This window comes from Aeromicrobium sp., from assembly GCF_049587115.1.
GTDB lineage: Bacteria > Actinomycetota > Actinomycetes > Propionibacteriales > Nocardioidaceae > Aeromicrobium.
In genome coordinates this window covers 35,529-53,018 of record NZ_JBAVDI010000066.1, presented here as the reverse complement: position 1 = coordinate 53,018, position 17,490 = coordinate 35,529, and the positions used below count along the sequence as shown (strand labels likewise).

The 17,490-nt window shown below is 68.0% G+C and carries 18 protein-coding genes; 17 read left to right on the top strand and 1 reads right to left on the bottom strand.

Annotation, left to right across the window (positions count from 1 at the left end; translation table 11 throughout):
- Window positions 1–58 precede the first annotated feature (58 nt).
- Window positions 59–295: a hypothetical protein gene (locus WB461_RS06875; protein ID WP_423851985.1), complete on the bottom strand. Its 237-nt coding sequence runs from the start codon at window positions 293–295 to the stop codon at window positions 59–61.
- Between the two features lie 102 nt (window positions 296–397).
- Here WB461_RS06875 and mraZ point away from each other — a divergent pair, with 102 nt between their 5' ends.
- The 17 genes from mraZ to WB461_RS06790 all read left to right on the top strand — a co-directional run bounded on the left by mraZ (window position 398) and on the right by WB461_RS06790 (window position 17,488).
- The gene (mraZ, locus tag WB461_RS06870; protein WP_423851984.1) at window positions 398–847 is read left to right on the top strand and encodes a division/cell wall cluster transcriptional repressor MraZ; all 450 of its coding nucleotides are present in this window, start codon (window positions 398–400) and stop codon (window positions 845–847) included.
- A 121-nt stretch (window positions 848–968) separates the two neighbouring features.
- The gene (locus tag WB461_RS06865; protein WP_423851983.1) at window positions 969–1,097 is read left to right on the top strand and encodes a hypothetical protein; all 129 of its coding nucleotides are present in this window, start codon (window positions 969–971) and stop codon (window positions 1,095–1,097) included.
- Window positions 1,094–2,041 carry a 16S rRNA (cytosine(1402)-N(4))-methyltransferase RsmH gene (rsmH, locus tag WB461_RS06860; protein WP_423851982.1) on the top strand — a complete coding sequence of 316 codons (948 nt, stop codon included), beginning with the start codon at window positions 1,094–1,096 and terminating at the stop codon, window positions 2,039–2,041. Before WB461_RS06865 ends, rsmH begins: the two co-directional genes overlap by 4 nt.
- Window positions 2,038–2,475, top strand: coding sequence for a hypothetical protein (locus tag WB461_RS06855; protein ID WP_423851981.1), 438 nt, complete (start codon window positions 2,038–2,040; stop codon window positions 2,473–2,475). The genes rsmH and WB461_RS06855 overlap by 4 nt, the downstream gene beginning before the upstream one ends.
- A complete protein-coding gene (locus WB461_RS06850) occupies window positions 2,472–4,220 on the top strand; it encodes a peptidoglycan D,D-transpeptidase FtsI family protein (RefSeq protein ID WP_423851980.1) in 1,749 nt (582 codons plus the stop codon). Before WB461_RS06855 ends, WB461_RS06850 begins: the two co-directional genes overlap by 4 nt.
- A 61-nt stretch (window positions 4,221–4,281) precedes the next feature.
- Window positions 4,282–5,772 (top strand): UDP-N-acetylmuramoyl-L-alanyl-D-glutamate--2,6-diaminopimelate ligase, encoded by a 1,491-nt coding sequence (locus WB461_RS06845; RefSeq protein ID WP_423851979.1) that lies wholly within the window; start codon window positions 4,282–4,284, stop codon window positions 5,770–5,772.
- A 5-nt stretch (window positions 5,773–5,777) separates the two neighbouring features.
- On the top strand, window positions 5,778–7,115 hold the full coding sequence (locus tag WB461_RS06840) for a UDP-N-acetylmuramoyl-tripeptide--D-alanyl-D-alanine ligase (RefSeq protein ID WP_423851978.1): 1,338 nt from the start codon (window positions 5,778–5,780) through the stop codon (window positions 7,113–7,115).
- Window positions 7,116–7,167: 52 nt separating this feature from the next.
- A complete protein-coding gene (gene mraY / locus WB461_RS06835) occupies window positions 7,168–8,232 on the top strand; it encodes a phospho-N-acetylmuramoyl-pentapeptide-transferase (RefSeq protein ID WP_423851977.1) in 1,065 nt (354 codons plus the stop codon).
- Complete coding sequence (gene murD, locus WB461_RS06830; RefSeq protein ID WP_423851976.1) at window positions 8,229–9,692, top strand: UDP-N-acetylmuramoyl-L-alanine--D-glutamate ligase; 1,464 nt, start codon at window positions 8,229–8,231, stop codon at window positions 9,690–9,692. Before mraY ends, murD begins: the two co-directional genes overlap by 4 nt.
- A gap of 92 nt (window positions 9,693–9,784) precedes the next feature.
- A complete protein-coding gene (gene ftsW, locus WB461_RS06825; RefSeq protein WP_423851975.1) occupies window positions 9,785–11,029 on the top strand; it encodes a putative lipid II flippase FtsW in 1,245 nt (414 codons plus the stop codon).
- 2 nt (window positions 11,030–11,031) lie between these two features.
- Window positions 11,032–12,105: an undecaprenyldiphospho-muramoylpentapeptide beta-N-acetylglucosaminyltransferase gene (murG, locus tag WB461_RS06820; RefSeq protein WP_423851974.1), complete on the top strand. Its 1,074-nt coding sequence runs from the start codon at window positions 11,032–11,034 to the stop codon at window positions 12,103–12,105.
- A complete protein-coding gene (gene murC / locus WB461_RS06815; RefSeq protein WP_423851973.1) occupies window positions 12,102–13,505 on the top strand; it encodes a UDP-N-acetylmuramate--L-alanine ligase in 1,404 nt (467 codons plus the stop codon). Before murG ends, murC begins: the two co-directional genes overlap by 4 nt.
- Entirely contained in the window at window positions 13,502–14,227 is a 726-nt protein-coding gene (locus WB461_RS06810) for a cell division protein FtsQ/DivIB (protein WP_423851972.1), read from the top strand. Before murC ends, WB461_RS06810 begins: the two co-directional genes overlap by 4 nt.
- A 135-nt stretch (window positions 14,228–14,362) precedes the next feature.
- Window positions 14,363–15,532 carry a cell division protein FtsZ gene (gene ftsZ, locus WB461_RS06805; protein WP_423851971.1) on the top strand — a complete coding sequence of 390 codons (1,170 nt, stop codon included), beginning with the start codon at window positions 14,363–14,365 and terminating at the stop codon, window positions 15,530–15,532.
- A gap of 1 nt (window position 15,533) precedes the next feature.
- Complete coding sequence (locus WB461_RS06800) at window positions 15,534–16,250, top strand: polyphenol oxidase family protein (RefSeq protein WP_423851970.1); 717 nt, start codon at window positions 15,534–15,536, stop codon at window positions 16,248–16,250.
- Window positions 16,247–16,963 (top strand): YggS family pyridoxal phosphate-dependent enzyme, encoded by a 717-nt coding sequence (locus tag WB461_RS06795; RefSeq protein ID WP_423851969.1) that lies wholly within the window; start codon window positions 16,247–16,249, stop codon window positions 16,961–16,963. The genes WB461_RS06800 and WB461_RS06795 overlap by 4 nt, the downstream gene beginning before the upstream one ends.
- Window positions 16,964–17,005: 42 nt before the next feature.
- Complete coding sequence (locus WB461_RS06790; protein ID WP_423851968.1) at window positions 17,006–17,488, top strand: cell division protein SepF; 483 nt, start codon at window positions 17,006–17,008, stop codon at window positions 17,486–17,488.
- Window positions 17,489–17,490 lie beyond the last annotated feature (2 nt).

Sequence of the window (17,490 nt, the reverse complement as noted above, 5' to 3'; positions counted from 1 at the left end):
TTCGGGGGCGGTTTTTTTTTGGCCCGAGCGCACCCAGACCGCGGTCAGTTCGAGACGGTCACCCGCCGAGGCGCGCCTCGAAGTTGTCCAGTCCCTTGCCGTCACAGTTCTTGGCGCCGGGCAGGACGCCACGACGGCCCTTGGCTGCGTGGATGAACAGGATTTCGACGGAGACCGGGTTGCCCGGGGCGCCGGACGGCGTGAAGGTGTCCAGCGTCCATGGGGCTTTCGAGCCATGGGAGTAGTCGCCTGTGCCCAGCACGTTCCACGTGCGGGGCGGAGCTGGAAGGCGCACAGCAACAACCCCAAAAAGGGGTCGTTTTGACCCATAAAGTGGTGGGTTGTGGGGTATGGTGGAGCGAAATGGAGGATCTGGCCGGCGGCGAGGAGGAGTGAGGTGAACCCGGATGTCACGAATTTCTTCGGCACCTACACCCCGCGCCTGGACGACAAGGGACGGCTGTTCCTCCCGGCCAAGTTCCGGCCTCGGCTTGAGAACGGCATCGTCCTCACCCGTGGCCAGGAGAACTGCATCTACGGCTGGACGACCGAGAGCTTCAACGCCTTCACCGACCGAGTTCGCGACACTCCGTTCACCAACCAGGCGGCGCGCAACTTCACCCGGATGTTCTTCTCCGGCGCCTCCTCGGACGTGCCGGACAAGCAGGGTCGAATCTCGGTACCACCAGTCCTGCGCTCCTGGGCCCAGCTCGACCGCGAGTGCACGGTCGTCGGGGCGATGGACCGGATCGAGATCTGGGACTCGGGTCGCTGGGACGAGTTCTCCACAGCTCAAGAGGGTCCGTTCGCGGACATGTCAGAGGAAGTGATGCCCGGCATCTTCTGACGCGCGTGCGGCGAGATCTGCGCCCGCATGGTTCTGACATCACTTCCCCGGTGTCAGACCCGGCGGTCGCGGATCTGGCCACACGACACCAGCCGGGCACCGACACGACGAGGACGAGGACATGACAATCGACACGAGCCGCAGGCGCGTACGGCACGAGGTTGCCGACGGCCTTGCACTCATGGCGTTCTCGCTCGGTGCCTCGATCGTCCTGGCCCTGATCTCGGCTCTCTTCCTGGGCTCGCTGTGAGCAACGCAAGCCACGTCCCGGTCCTGCTCAAGCGGGTCCTCGACCTGCTCGAGCCGGCTGTTGCGGTCGACCGGCCGGTCGTGGTCGACGCGACACTGGGACTCGGTGGGCACACCGAGGCGATGCTCGACCGCTTCCCCGACCTGCATGTCATCGGGATCGATCGCGACCCGGAGGCGCTGGCCCGTGCCGAGGCTCGCCTCGCGCCCTACGGTGACCGGGTCACGTTCGCCCACGCTGTCTACGACGAGATCGCGGAGGTCGTGGTCGAGGCTGGATTCCGCGCGGTTTCGGGCGTGCTGTTCGACTTGGGCGTCTCGTCGATGCAGCTGGACCTGGCTGATCGTGGCTTTGCGTACTCGCAGGACGCGCCGCTGGACATGCGGATGAATCCTGAGGACGAGCTCACTGCGGCCGGCATCCTCAACACCTACACGGCGCGGGAGATCTCGAAGGTCCTGCGCGAGTACGGCGAGGAGAAGTTCGCCAAGCGCATCGCCGACGCGGTGGTCGCCGAGCGGACAGCTGAGCCATTCACCAACAGCGCCCGCTTGGTCGACCTGATCCGAACGTCGATCCCGGCAGCCGCCCGTCGCACCGGTGGCAATCCGGCGAAGCGAACCTTTCAGGCGCTGCGCATCGAGGTCAACGACGAGCTGGGTGTCTATCGGCGCGCTCTGCCGGCGGCGCTGGAGGTGTTGGCACCGGGTGGACGGGTTGTCGTTCTGGCCTACCACTCGCTGGAGGACCGGATCACCAAACGAGCATTTACCCAGGTCACCTCCACCGACGTGCCGCGCGACCTGCCCTTCGTGCCGGAGGGGCACGAGGCGCGCTACCGACTGGTCACCCGCGGGGCCGAGATGGCCACCGAGGCCGAGATCGAGGAAAACTCCCGCGCCCGGTCGGTCCGGTTGCGTGTCGCAGAACGGATCGCCGCATGAGCCCACAGCTGGCCCGCGCTGTCATGACCGCGCCTGTACCGCGCTTCTCGCCCGAGAGCGCCAAGCAGGCAGGTCTTCGACTCGTTCGTCCCGTCCGGAGTCGAGCCCGCAAGGCTCCTTTCGTGGTCGTGGTCCTGACGATCCTGTCGGCAGGTCTGGTCGGTCTCATCATCATGAGCACGATCTTGCAGACGCAGTCCTTCGAGGCTCAGACACTCAATCGCCAGGCGGCTGAGCTGGAGACCCAGCAGCAAGCTCTGGCCCGCGAGGTCGACCGGTTGCAGAGTCCCGCCAATGTCGCCCGACGTGCCATCCAGCTGGGGATGGTGCCGAACACCAACCCGGCCTTCCTGCGGTTGTCGGACGGCAAGGTGCTCGGCAAGCCCGAACCCGCCGCAGCGGGCAGCAGCAACATTCGGAGCGTGACGCCGTGAAGACCGCCAAGGCCGTCTCGCGGCGCCGGCTGCGTGTGTGCCTCGCGATCGTGATCGGGGTGTTCGGCGTCTTCGGTGCACGGCTGTTCCAGATCCAGGGACTCGACGCGAGTGCGTACGCTGCGATGTCGGTCGCGGCAGGCACCGCCAAGAGCACCGTCCCGGCCCCACGGGGTGCGATCCTCGACCGCAACGGCGAGGAGCTGGCGTCGAGCGTCGACGGCCTCACCTTGACCGCCGATCCCCAGATGACCGCCGCCAATGCGCCGCAGATCGCCCGAATCCTCCGCCAGAAGCTCGGAGACCGGATCGACTACTTCGACATGATCGACAAGCTGCGGACACCGAATTCACGATTCGTCTATCTGGTCCGAGACCTGCCGGCCTGGACCGCGAAGAAGGCACTGGCGGCAATCGCGAAGGCAGAGCTGACCGGCGTCTTCAGCGAGAAGGAGACCCTCAGGACATATCCGGGCGGCCGGCTCGCGGCGAACCTGCTGGGCTACGTCAACGGCGCGGGCAAGGGCGTCGCCGGCGTCGAGGCGAAGTACGACAAGGCACTGACGGGTGTCGATGGCTCCAGCACCTACGAGGTCTCGCCCACGGGTCAGCGCATCCCGATGGCCGACAGCGCCGTCACCGAGATGGTCCCCGGAGACGACGTCACGACCACGATCGATCGAGACCTGCAGTGGTACGCCGACCAGCGGCTGGCCGACGCCGTACGCCAGTCGAGCTCGGACTGGGGTCTGGCGATCACGATGGACACCCGCACCTGCCAGATCGTGCAGATGTCGCAGGCCCCGACATTCAACCCCGACGACCGCACGGGCATGCAGGACTCCAACACGGTCTCGCGTGGCGTGCAGAACGTCTACGAGCCGGGCAGCGTCATGAAGACCGTCACGATGGCTGCGCTGGCGGATCAGGGCAAGATCGCTTCGGACACGCCGATCGTGGTGCCTTCTGGAATGCAGGTCGACGGCTTCCCCATCGGCGACTACTGGCAGCACGGCACTCTGCGCCTGACCGCAGCCGGGGTCATCGCCAAGTCCTCCAACCTGGGGACGATCGTCGCGTCCCGGCAGATGAGCGACATGACGATGTACAACTACCTCCGGAAGTTCGGATTCGGTCAGATGTCGGGTGTCAACCTGCCCGGCGAGTCCGACGGCATCCTGACCAACGGCAAGAACTGGACCAAGGCCAACCACGCGACGATCTCGTTCGGTCAGGGAATCTCGGTCACGGCGATGCAGATGGTGCGCGCCGTCGGTGCCATCGCGAATGACGGCAAGATGTGCGAGCCCTCCGTCGTGAGCGGCACGGCAACCGCCGACGGTGACGAGACCCCGATCCCGGCCCAGGCCAGCAAGCGCATCGTCTCGCCCGACGCCGCGTCGACCGTGACCCGCATGATGGAGGCCGTGACCGCGCCGGACGGGACGGCACCCGCGGCCGCCATCAAGGGGTATCGCGTGGCGGGCAAGACCGGCACCGCCTGGCGAGTCAACCCGAAGACGGGCCGCTACATCCGCGGCCAGAACACCGTCTCGTTCATGGGGTTCGCTCCAGCCGACAACCCGCGCTTCCTGACCTACATCGTGCTCGACAAGCCGTTCAGCAACGCGGGCGGTGGCTCCACGGCTGCACCGGTCTTCCACGACATCATGTCGATGGCACTGGAGCGCTTCGGCGTCGCGCCCACCGGCTCCAAGAGTCCCAAGGTCGCTCAGACCTGGTGACGATGTGCGAGCCCGGCCCGCGCGCTCCGATGGAAATCCGCGCTGTGGGTAGGGTCAGGGGGTGACCGAGGAGATGCGTGTACGTCCGAACACGACACCACGGTGGGAGCTCAGCGCACTGGCCGCCGAGCTCGACACGTCTGCTTCTGCCGAGGCCATCGTGACCGGCATCTCGCTGAACACGCGACACCTCGAACCAGGTGACCTGTACGCAGCACTGCCGGGGGCGACATCACACGGTGCATCGTTCGCGAGTGTTGCCCGCGAGCTCGGTGCGAGCGCTGTGCTGACCGATCCCGAGGGCGCAGCCATCGTCGAGGATCTTCCGACGGTGGTCGTCGCCGATCCTCGGCAGGCATTGGCGCGGCTCAGCAGCACGTTCTACGACAACCCGAGCAGCGCCTTCACGACCCTCGGCGTCACGGGTACCCAGGGCAAGACCACCACGACCTACCTTGCCGAAGCGGCCCTCGGCGATCACGTGTCGGCGGTCGTCGGCACGATCGGCACCCGAATCGGGCAGAAGCCGGCCGCGTCAACGCTCACGACTCCCGAGGCGCCGCAGCTGCAGGCGCTGTTCGCGGTCATGCGAGAGGAAGCGGTCGAGCTGTGCGCCATGGAGGTGTCGAGCCACGCCCTGGTGCAGGGCAGGGTCGACGGCTTCCAGTTCGACGTTGCGGTCTTCCTCAACCTGGGCCGCGATCACCTCGACTTCCACCACGACCTGGAGGACTACTTCCTCGCCAAGGCGGCGCTGTTCACACCAGAGCACGCCCGGCGGGCTGTGATCAACGTCGACGATGCCCACGGCCGCAGACTGCGAGAGCTGACCCCGCTGCCGGTCACGACGTTCTCGACCGACGGCAATCCCGCCGACTGGCGTGCGGTCAACATCCGACCGAATCGCCTCGGTACAGACCTGGAGGTGCTCGGCCCCGCCGGGGTGGCATTCGACCTGGCCGTGCCGTTGCCCGGCGTCTTCAATGTGTCGAACGCTCTGGCTGTCATCGCGGGTCTGGCCACGGTGGGCTACGACCCCGTCAGCCTGGCCGCGGGGATCGCGGCAAGCACGGGAGTGCCGGGACGCATGGAGCGGATCGAGGCCGACCAGGCCTTCACCGCGATCGTCGACTACGCGCACAAGCCGGACGCGGTCGAGGCGGTTCTGACCGCCCTGCGCCCCGTGACCGCAGGACGCCTGATCGTGGTGATCGGCGCCGGGGGTGACCGTGATCATGGCAAGCGGCCACTCATGGGTCAGGCCGCAGCCCGCCACGCTGATGTCGTCATCGTGACCGACGACAACCCGCGGAGCGAGCCAGCCGCGGCGATCCGCGCCGCCGTTCTCGAGGGCGCGGCAGCGGGGCCGGGCGTCGCCGTCGAGGTCCCCGGGCGGCGCGAGGCGATCGCCCGCGCTGTCGCGATGGCGCATCTCGGCGACACCCTCGTCGTCGCGGGCAAAGGTCACGAGCGGGGTCAAGAGGTCAACGGGGTCGTCGAGCCGTTCGACGATCGCGAGGTCCTCGTCGAGCTGATCGGGGGGACCGCATGATTGCCATGTCGCTGCGACAGATCGCGGACGTGACGGGCGGCCTGGTCAGCGGTGACGAGCGCACCATCGTCGACTCCAGGGCGACCGTCGACTCGCGTGCCATCGAAGCCGGCGGACTGTTCGTCGCCGTGGCCGGTGAGCATGCCGATGGCCACGACTACGTGGCCCAGGCCATGGCAGCCGGCGCCGCAGCGGTGCTGTGCAGCCGCGAGGTCGACGCCCCGTCGGTCGTGGTGGCAGACGTCACCGGAGCCCTGGGCCTGCTGGCTCGTCACGTCCTCGGTCTGGTCGATGACGTCTCGGTCGTCGGGATCACCGGTTCCAGCGGCAAGACCAGTACCAAGGACCTCCTCGCCCAGGTGCTCGAGCCCGAAGGAGTGACGGTCGCGACAGCCGGCAACTTCAACAACGAGCTCGGCGTACCGCTCACGGTGCTCGGCATCGACGAGCTGACCCGGTTCATCGTGGTTGAGATGGGGGCCCGGGGAGTGGGGCACATCGCAGCGCTGTGCCGGATCGCCCCACCGACTATCGGTGTGGTGCTCAATGTTGGTCATGCGCACATCGGCGAGTTCGGATCGGCCCAGGCGATCGCCCGGACGAAGGGCGAGCTGGTGGAGGCGGTCGACCGCAGTGGCGTCGCAGTGCTGAATGCCGATGACCCATTGGTCCTGGCGATGGCAGGGCGCACCGATGGCACGATCAAGACCTTCGGTGCCGCCGGTGACGTGCAGGTGTCCGACATCCACCTGGACTCGTCCGGCACACCGCACTTCACGTTGCGCCATGACGGCCGCAGTGTGGAGGTGCACCTCCCACTGATCGGGGAGTATCACGTCGCCAACGCTGCAGCCGCCGCGACGGTCGCCCTCGCCCTGGGCATCGACCTCGCCACGATCGCCTCCCGCCTCGCGACCGCGGAGCCACGGTCGTCGATGCGAATGGAGCGGCACGTGCGCGACGACGGTGTCGTGATCGTCAACGACGCCTACAACGCCAATCCGGAGTCCATGGCCGCAGCGTTGCGGGCCGTCGCGGCGATCGGCAAAGGGCGCGCGGTCGCAGTGCTGGGCGAGATGCTTGAGCTCGGAGACGACAGCGAGCAGGCGCATCGCGAGGTCGGACGTCTGGCCGCCGAGCTTGGCTTCTGGCGGGTTGTCGCGGTCGGTGCGGGCGCGCGCTGGATCGCCGAGGGTGCGGGGGAGGTCGCGGTGACGGTCGACGATGTCGATGTGGCCATTCGCACACTGTCCGCGAGCCTGTCCGGGGACGAGGTCGTCCTTGTGAAAGCATCGAGAGGCGGCCGCCTCGAGCGGGTCGCGTACGCCCTGCTGCAGAGTTGACGGCATACTCGTCCGAACACGTTGAACTGCCCGGGAAAGGACACGCGACCCGATGAAGGCCATCCTGATCGCTGGAGCGCTGTCGCTGCTGGGCACCCTGATCGGCACGCGTTTCGCGATCTCTGTCCTGGTCAAGAAGGGTTACGGACAGCTGATCCGCGACGACGGCCCGACGTCGCACCACACCAAGCGCGGCACACCCACGATGGGTGGCTTGGTCGTGATCCTGTCGGTTCTCGTGGCCTACTTCGTCGCCAAGCTAGCGACGCAGACGGTGCCGAGTGCCTCGGCGATTCTCCTGCTGTTCCTGTTCACCGGCCTGGGGGCGATCGGCTTCCTCGACGACTACATCAAGGTCGCCAAGCAGCGCAATCTCGGCCTCCGCTCCAAGGCCAAGCTCGTCGGCCAGACCGTGATCGGGCTGATCTTCGCGTGGCTCGCGATCGGTTGGGAGGACGACACAGGTCAGACGCCGATCACGCACGCCATCTCGTTCACCCGCGACCTCCGTGGCTGGGAGCTGCCCACGATCCTGTTGGTGATCTGGGTGCTCCTCATGATCGCCGGCGCCAGCAACGGGGTGAACCTGACGGACGGTCTCGACGGCCTCGCCACCGGCGCGTCGGTCATGGTGTTCGGCGCCTTCGTCTTCATCAACATCTGGCAGAGCGGCCAGAACTGCTCGTTCAACCCCGGTCCCAAGTGCTATGAAGTGCGCGACCCCCTCGACCTCGCCGTCGTCGCCTCGGCACTGACAGGTGCCTGCTTCGGCTTCCTGTGGTGGAACGCCTCGCCGGCGAAGATCTTCATGGGGGACACGGGCTCGTTGTCCCTGGGCGGGGCGATGGCTGGCTTCGCGCTGATGACCCGCACTGAGCTCCTGCTCGTGGTGATCGGCGGCCTGTTCGTGGCGATCACTGCGTCGGTGATCCTGCAGGTCGGCTTCTTCAAGCTCAGTGGCGGCAAACGGATCTTCCGGATGGCGCCCCTGCAGCACCACTTCGAGCTGCTCGGCTGGGCCGAGATCACGATCGTGGTGAGGTTCTGGATCATCAGCGGCCTGTGCGTCGCGGCGGCCATGGGCATCTTCTACGCCGAGTGGGTCACCGGCACATGAGCGGTCCCGATCTGTCCGCCCTCGGCCGGGAGTCATCCTGGGAGGGCGTACGAGTCGCCGTCGGTGGGCTCGGTGTCAGTGGATTCGCGGCCGCCGACACCCTGCAGCATCTCGGCGCCGAGGTCATTGCTCTGGACGACGGTGACGACGACGCGTTGCGGGAGAAGGCGACGCTGCTGGAGATCCTTGGCGTGGACGTCCGTCTCGGGGCTGGGTCGACGGCGAGTCTGCCTGACGACATCGACCTCGTGGTCACGTCACCGGGTTGGTCCCCGGACACCCCGATCCTCACCGAGGCGATACTGCGCGGCACGCCGGTGTGGGGCGAGGTCGAGCTCGCCTGGCGATTGCGTGGCGAAGGCAGTGCCCCCTGGCTGGCCGTGACCGGCACGAACGGAAAAACCACAACAGTGCAGATGCTCGAGTCGATCCTGCGCTCGGAGGGCCTGAACGCGCTGGCAGTCGGCAATGTCGGCACGCCGGTGCTGGAGGCCGTCATGAACCCTGACCCCTTTGACGTCCTCGCGGTCGAGCTGTCGAGCTATCAGCTGCACTGGAGCGAGTCCATCTCCGCCGAGGCGAGCGTGGTGCTCAACGTCGCACCCGATCACCTCGATTGGCACGGTGGACTGGCGGCGTACACCGCGGACAAGGCCCGAATCTATGCCCGAACCAGAGCCGCCTGCGTCTACAACGTGCAGGACCCCGTGACCGAGCACCTGGTCGAGGAGGCCGAGGTCCAGGAGGGGTGCCGCGCGATCGGCTTCACGATGGGTGTCCCGGCGCCCGGAATGATCGGCCTGGTCGACGACGCGATCGCCGATCGCGCATTCATCGCCGGTCGGGTCTCCAACGCGGCCGAGCTCGGCAGCATCCATGATCTGGCGCCCGTCGACGGGGAGATGCCCGCGCCGCACCTCGTGTCGGACGCACTCGCTGCTGCGGCGTTGGCTCGGGCGCACGGGGTGTCCGCGCGCGCAGTGCGTGACGGTCTTCGGTCGTTCCGGCCAGATGCGCACCGCATCGCGGACGTGGCGCGCATCGGCGGCGTCCGGTGGGTCGACGACTCCAAGGCGACCAACCCGCACGCTGCGACCGCATCCCTGCAGGGATTCGAACAGGTCGTCTGGGTCGCGGGTGGGTTGGTCAAGGGCGCGGCGTTCGACGATCTCGTGCTGACGGCCCGGGACCGGTTGCGCGCTGTGATCCTGATCGGCGCCGACCGCGCGGTGATCGCCGAGGCGCTTGCGCGACACGCGCCCGACGTCCCCGTGGTCGAGGTGGACACCGGGGAGACTGATCCCATGGATCGCGTCGTCGAGACCGCGGCATCGCTCGCCCGTGATGGCGACACGGTGCTGCTGGCTCCCGGCGCCGCCTCCATGGACCAGTTTCGCAACTATGCCGCGCGGGGCGACAGCTTCGCCGCGGCGGTGCACCGGTTGCGTGACAGGGCCTAGACCTTCCTTCCCCGAGGCAGAGGACGACCGATGACGTGGAGCACCCGCCACAAGCGAGCTAACCATGGTGCGACCTGCACGTCGGAGATTGCGTGCTGTGGCCCGATGACCCGGAGCGCGACATGACGACGACCGACGAGCGCCGCTCGCCGGCGATCGTGGAAGCTGCCCGCCGCACGCTCGAGCGCCCACTCGCGTCCTACCAGCTGGTGCTCGGGACGACCGCGCTGCTGCTCGGGCTGGGGCTGATCATGGTCCTGAGCGCGAGCTCGGTGTTTGCGCTGACAAACTATGACAACTCGTTCGCGATCGTCGAGCGCCAGCTGTTCTTTGCGGTGCTGGGGCTTCTCGGTGCGTTCGTCGCCGCACGGATCCCGCTGACGCTGCTGCGCAGGCTGATCCTTCCGTTCCTGCTGATGTCGGTGGCGCTGATCGTCGCGACGTTCGTCATCGGCGTCGACGTCAACGGCAACCGCAACTGGCTCGCACTGCCGGGAGGTTTCCAGCTCCAGCCGTCGGAGTTCGCCAAGCTCGCGGTGGTGCTGTGGATCGCGGATCTGTACGCGCGCCGGCAGAAGCACCTCGGCACTCCGCGCTACGTGCTGACGCCGATGGTGCCGATCGCCGGCGCCGTCGCTGCGCTCGTCGTGGCCCAGCACGACCTCGGCACGGCGCTGGTGCTGTTCGCACTGATCGTCGGCATGCTGTGGGTGGCGGGCCTGCCCGCCAAGCAGATGAGCGCGGTCGTCGCGGGCATCTTCGTCGTGCTGGTGTTCTTCGTCGCGACTGCACCGCACCGCGTCGCGCGGCTGCTCAACTTCACCAATCCACTGGCTGACCCCGACAATGCAGGGTTCCAGTCGATCCACGCGAGCATGGCGCTGGCCAGGGGTGGTTTCTGGGGCGTGGGCCTGGGTGGCAGCCGACAGAAGTGGGGCTCGTTGCCGGAGGCGCACACCGACTTCATCCTTGCGGTCATCGGCGAAGAGCTCGGGCTGCTGGGCACGTTCGTGGTGCTGATCCTGTTCGTCGTGCTGGCCTTCGCAGGGATCCGCATCGCGAGCCGCACGAGGGACCCGTTCGTCCGGTACACCGCGGCTGGAATCACGATCTGGCTCATGGTGCAGGCCGTCATCAACATCGGGATGGTGCTGGGCCTGCTCCCGGTCATCGGCCTGCCGCTGCCACTGATCTCGTACGGCGGCTCGAGTCTGCTGGTGACCCTTGTCGCACTGGGCGTCCTGATCAACTGTGCCAAGACCGAACCCGGAGCCCGGCGCGCACTCGCGGCGGGCCGCGCCAGCCGCGCACGGGGCCGGCTGTCACGGAGGAGCTGACGGTGCGAGCGTTACTTGCTGGCGGAGGGACCGCAGGGCACACGTCGCCGCTGCTGGCCACCGCAGCAGTGCTGAGCGAGTCCGGGGTCGAGATCACGTGCCTCGGCACGCCTCGGGGCCTCGAAGTGACCCTGATCCCGCAGGCCGGCTTCCAGCTCGAGCTCGTCCCTCCGGTCCCCTTGCCGCGCCGACCGGGCAAGGCAATGGTCCAGGTTCCGACGAAGCTCCGAGCCGCTGTGCGGGCGACCAATGAGGTCGTCGATCGCGTCCGACCTGACGTGATCGTCGGCTTCGGGGGCTACGTCTCGGTGCCTGCCTATCTCGTGGCGCGTCGCCGGCACATCCCACTCGTCGTGCACGAGGGCAACGCAATCCCCGGAATCGCCAACAAGCTCGGCGCCCGCTTCACCGAGCACGTCGCCACGAGCTTTCCCGACACGGAGCTGCGACACGCCCGCTACATCGGTCTGCCGATCAGGCGCGAGATCTCGGGCCTGGATCGTGCAGCCCTGCGATCCGAGGCCCTGGCCCACTTCGGGCTGGCAGCCGACCGACCGACCTTGCTGATCACCGGTGGGTCCCAGGGCGCCCGCCGGATCAACCAGACTCTCTCCGCGGCGGCGCGAGATCTTGCCGAGGCAGGAGTCCAGGTGCTGCATGCCGCCGGGCGACCCGACGAGGTGACGGTCCATCCGCGTGCGGGCGATCCTGCTTATGTCGTGGTCCCGTACATCGACCGGATGGACCTGGCCTACGCCGCGGCCGACCTGATCGTCTGCCGGGCTGGGGCGAACACGGTGACCGAGGCAGCGGCGGTCGGGCTGCCGGCCGCATTCGTCCCGTTGCCGATAGGCAACGGCGAACAGGCCCACAACGCACACGCCGTCGTCCAGGCGGGGGGAGCGCTGCTGATCGACGATGCGGCTCTCACCCCGGCGTGGATCGACAATGTCGTGATCCCGTTGGTCTGTCACCCGGGGCGGCTCGCCGCGATGTCGAAGGCGGCCGCCGGGTTGGTCCCGCGCAACGCTGACGAGCTGCTCGCCGACATGGTCCGGAAGGCGGTCCGGTCGTGAGGATTCCGTTTCCCGACCACGTGCCACCGGCTCGGGACCTCGGCGCGGTGCACTTCGTCGGCATCGGCGGTGCCGGACTCTCGGCGATCGCCCGGATCATGTCGCAGCAGGGGTTAGCGGTCAGCGGCAGCGACACGGCTGATTCTGCCGTCGTCCAAGCGTTGCGTGCCGAGGGCATCACCTGCTTCATCGGTCACGATGCCGCGCACCTCGAAGGCATCCAGACCGTGATCGCCTCGACCGCGGTGCGCGAGGACAACGCCGAGATCGTCGAGGCCCAGCGTCTCGGCCTGCGCCTGTGGCCGCGGTCCGCGGGGATGCGTGCCCTGATGGCAGACCGGCGCACGATCGCCGTCGCCGGCACCCATGGCAAGACCACCACGACCGCGATGCTGACGTGCGCGCTGATCGCCGCCGGAGCCAAGCCGTCCTTCGCGATCGGGGCGCAGGTCGCCAGCCTCGGCGTCAATGCGCGGCTCGGACGCGGCGACCTGTTCGTTGCCGAGGCGGACGAGAGTGATGGCGCGTTCCTGCACTACTCGCCCGAGGGTGCGATCGTCACCAATGTCGACGCAGACCACCTGGACAACTACGGCACGATCGAGGCGTACGCGGCGGCATTCGACGAGTTCGTGGCCTCCATCGGTGGGTTCCTCGTCCTGGACGTCGATGACGAGGGCGCCCGGGCGCTGATCGGGCCGGCACGCGAACGCGAGCTCGAAGTGTTGCGTGTCGGCTTCGACGAAGAAGCCGATCTGCAGGGGCGCGACCTGGTCATCGAAGGTTCCACCTCGACCTTCTCGGCTTCCCTGCACGGCGTCGACCTCGGCCCAGTGCACCTAGCGGTGCCGGGAGCGCACTATGCCAAGGATGCCCTGCTGGCCCTGGGAGCAGGGCTGCTGGACGGACACCACGTCGACCTTCTCGTGGCGGGGCTCGCGGCGTACACCGGTGCCGATCGGCGCATGCAGCTGCTCGGCAGTGCTGCCGAGGTGCGGGTCTACGACTCGTACGCCCATCATCCGACCGAGATCCGCGCGGACCTCGCTGCGGCCCGGGCGATCGCTGCGGGCGACCGGCTCGTCGTCGCCTACCAGCCGCACCTCGTGAGCCGGACCCGTTTGTACGGGGTCGAGATGGGCGAGGCGCTGTCGGCTGCCGACCGCGTCGTCGTGGCTGACATCTACCTCGCCCGCGAGGACGCCGATCCCACCGTCACCGCCGCACTGATCGTCGACGCGGTGGACGGACCCCCGGCCTCCGCTGGTGGACCCGTGGACGGTCTGGCGCAGGTGTTGCTGTCCGAGCTGCGGGCGGGCGACCTCCTGCTGACCCTCGGTGCCGGCGACATCACGACGGTCGGCCCGGCCGTGCTCGCTGGGCTGCAGGAGCGCGGGTGAGCGGCCAGCCCTTCGCTGCCCGTGCCGCAGCGCTGCGGCAGCGCCGCTGGAAGCAGGCCGCGATCGCCCTCCTTGCCTTGGCAGGGACGGCGACGTTGGTGTGGATCGTGATGTTCTCGAGCGTCTTGTCGGTGCACCGGGTCGCGGTGGATGGGGAGTCCTCACTTCCCGAGGCCGTCGTTCGCCGCACGGCCGATGTGCGCATCGGCCAGCCACTCGCTCGCATCGACGTGGCGGCGATCGAGGCCCGGGTGGCCGCGATGGAGCGGGTCCGTACCGTCAGGGTCTCTCGGTCCTGGCTCCACACGGTGCGGATCACGGTGATCGAGCGCCGGCCGATCGCCTGGATCTCCCTCAGGGGCGCGATCCGGGGCGTGGACCGTGACGGCATCGACTTCCGGACCTACCGCAAGGCGCCCAAGGGCCTGCTCGAGGCGACCGTCACGGCGACAGGTGCGCGGCAACGTCAGCAGACCCTGGAGGCCGTCGCACGGGTCGTCGAGGTCATCGACTCCGACGCCCCTGCGCTGCGCAAGGCGATGCAAGGGATCAGCGCCGCAAGCAAGGACTCGATCGAATTGGATCTGACCAAGGGGCGCACGGTGGTGTGGGGGAGTGGAACCGATGCCAGCCACAAGCTCAGCGTCCTGCGGGCTCTCCTGCGCATCGACGCGGCACGCTACGACGTCAGCGCGCCCGACCAGCCGACGACTCGGCGGTAGTTGACCGCGACACGCGGCGTGTCGGACCGGGATGCCTGGTCCGCGCGCGTACCGTTTGTCGAAAGTCATAGGTTGACATAACTATAAATCTCCACCTCAGGGTTAGAGTTTCCAAATCCCCGGAAGGGACACACGATGGCGGTTCAGAATTACCTCGCCGTGATCAAGGTCGTCGGCATCGGCGGTGGCGGCGTCAATGCCGTCAACCGCATGATCGAGGTGGGGCTCAAGGGTGTCGAGTTCATTGCGATCAACACCGATGCGCAGGCGCTCCTGATGAGCGATGCAGACGTCAAGCTCGATGTGGGGCGTGATTCCACGAGGGGACTTGGTGCAGGAGCCAATCCCGAGATCGGCAAGCGCGCAGCAGAGGACCATGCCGAGGAGATCGAGGCAGCCATCAAGGGCGCCGACATGGTCTTCGTGACGGCAGGCGAGGGTGGCGGCACGGGCACCGGCGGCGCCCCCGTCGTGGCCCGGATCGCTCGTTCGCTGGGCGCGCTGACGATCGGTGTCGTGACCCGGCCCTTCAAGTTCGAGGGCCGCAACCGCTCGGGCCAGGCCGATGCGGGCATCCAGGCGCTGCGCGACGAGGTGGACACCCTCATCGTGATCCCCAACGACCGGCTGCTGTCGATCAGCGATCCGAACGTCAGCCTGCTCGATTCGTTCCGCCAGGCCGATCAGGTCCTGCACTCGGGCGTCTCGGGCATCACCGACCTCATCACGACGCCGGGCTTGATCAACCTCGACTTCGCCGACGTCAAGTCAGTCATGTCGGATGCCGGATCAGCGCTGATGGGCATCGGCTCTGCGCGTGGCGAACATCGCGCCGCGGTCGCAGCCGAGAGTGCCGTGTCGAGCCCCCTGCTCGAGGCCTCGATCGAGGGCGCACGTGGTGTGCTGCTGTCGATCGCCGGTGGTTCGGACCTCGGCCTGTTCGAGATCAACGAGGCAGCCGGTCTGGTGGCTGACGCGGTGCACCCCGACGCCAACATCATCTTCGGCGCGGTCATCGACGACGCCCTTGGTGACGAGGTGCGCGTGACGGTCATCGCCGCTGGCTTCGACGGTGGAGAGCCGATGCTGCGCGACGCGACCAAACCCGCGCTGCTCAAGGAGGTCGAGAAGCCAGCCGCGTCGGTGGCTTCCGTGCCGGCAACCGCCCAGAGCTTCCTCGAGCCCGATCCACACCTGGACGGACCGAGGCGGGCAGCGGACGGCGCCAGCAACGTGACGGTCCCGGCGGACCCGATGCCCACGGACTACGGCGACGACCTCGACGTGCCCGACTTCCTCCGCTGAGTTGCTGCACCGGGAGACGGTCGATCGGGTCGAGCTGGTCTTCACCGACCGGGACGGCGGGCTGAGCGACGGCCCATGGGCATCGCTCAATCTCGGCACGTCCAACGGTGATGATCCTGGGTTGGTGCTGCTCAACCTGGCCCGCCTGGCCGACGAGATCGGTGTCGACCGGTTGGTCCGGATGACCCAGGTGCACGGCGCGGATGTCGTGTGGACCGACGAGGTGGCCGCGGACGAGATCCCGCAGGTCGATGCACTGCTGACCGATCAACCCGGCGTGGGTCTGTTGGTGCGGGTCGCGGACTGCGTGCCGATCGTCCTGGTCGGCCTCGACCAGCCCATGGCCGGGGTCGTCCACTGTGGCCGGGAGGGCTTGATCAAGGGAGTTGTCCCGGCGGCGGTCGCCGCACTGCGTGAGCGCGGAGCCGAGTCGCTCCGGGCCTGGGTCGGTCCGCGAGCCTGCGGTCAGTGCTATGAGCTCCCCGAACAGATGGCAGACACGGTTGCGGCGATCGTGCCATCGGCCCGGTCGACGACCTCGTGGGGCACCCCCGCCGTGGACATCGGGGCCGGCGTCCTGGCCCAGCTGCACGCGCTGGGTGTCACCGCCACCGATCTCGGCGCCGGGTTGTGCACGATCGAGGACGAGCGCTTCTTCTCGTACCGGCGGCAGGGACAGGACTCCGGTCGGTTCGGGGCCGTGGTGGTGGTTCGATGAGTCGGCGCGACGAGATCGCGGCGGGACTTGCCGAGACCGAACGGCGCATCGAGTCGGCCTGCGAGTCCGCCGGACGCGAGCGCTCGGAGATCACGCTGATCGTGGTGACCAAGACCTACCCCGCCTCCGATGTCGAGCTGCTGACAGAGCTTGGCGTCACCGACGTGGGGGAGAACCGCCACCCCGAGGCAGGGCTGAAGCTGGAGGAGCTGCGGGCCGGGCATCCCGACGCTGCCGAACCGATGCCGCGCTGGCACTTCCTCGGAGGACTGCAGACCAACAAGGCCGGGGCGGTCGCGCGGTACGCCGATGTCGTCCACAGTGTCGACCGGGCCAAGCTCGCGCACTCCCTGAGCCGTGGTGCCGAGGCGGCCGGCCGCGTCCTGACCTGTCTGGTCCAGGTCGACTTCGCTGCGACGGACCCCGGCAGATCTGGCGTCGTCCCTGCCGGCATAGCCGACGTCGCCTCAGCCATCGCCGACTCCGCACACCTCGAGCTCGGTGGTCTGATGACGGTGGCGCCGCTCGGCGAGGACCCGGCTCCGCACTTCGCGCACCTCGTGCAGCTGTCGCACGACCTGCGTGGCAGGCACCCGGCGGCGACGATCGTCTCAGCCGGGATGAGCGGTGACTTCGAGGCAGCGGTCGAAGCTGGCGCGACACACCTGCGGATCGGGCGTTCGATACTCGGTGAGCGTCCTCCGGCGGGGTAATCTCAGTCCTGTCACAACCCACACGCACACGACGGAGTTCTCATGGCTGGCGCAATGCGGAAGGTCGGCGAATACCTCGGTCTCGTCGAACAGGCTGACTTCGACGACGACTTCGAGGACGACCTCGATGACCCCACCCCCGTGGGCCGGCAGCCCGCAGTGGTGCGCCCGGCTCCGGTCGCGAGCATCGACGACCACCGTCGACCCGAGCGCCGTCCTGAGCGCCGCGCGTCCAACGCCGCCGACCTCGCGCGCATCGAGACCGTGACCCCTCGGACGTACAACGATGCTCGGACTGTTGGCGAGCACTACCGCTCGGGTGTGCCGGTCATCATGAACCTTTCCGAGATCGACGACGACGACGCCAAGCGGCTGGTCGATTTCGCGGCGGGCCTCGTGTTCGCCGTTCACGGATCGATCAATCGTGTCACCGCCAAGGTCTTCCTGTTGTCGCCCGAGAACATCTCGGTGACGGACGAGGACAAGCAGCGCATCGCTGCCGGCGGCTTCTTCAACCAGAGCTGATC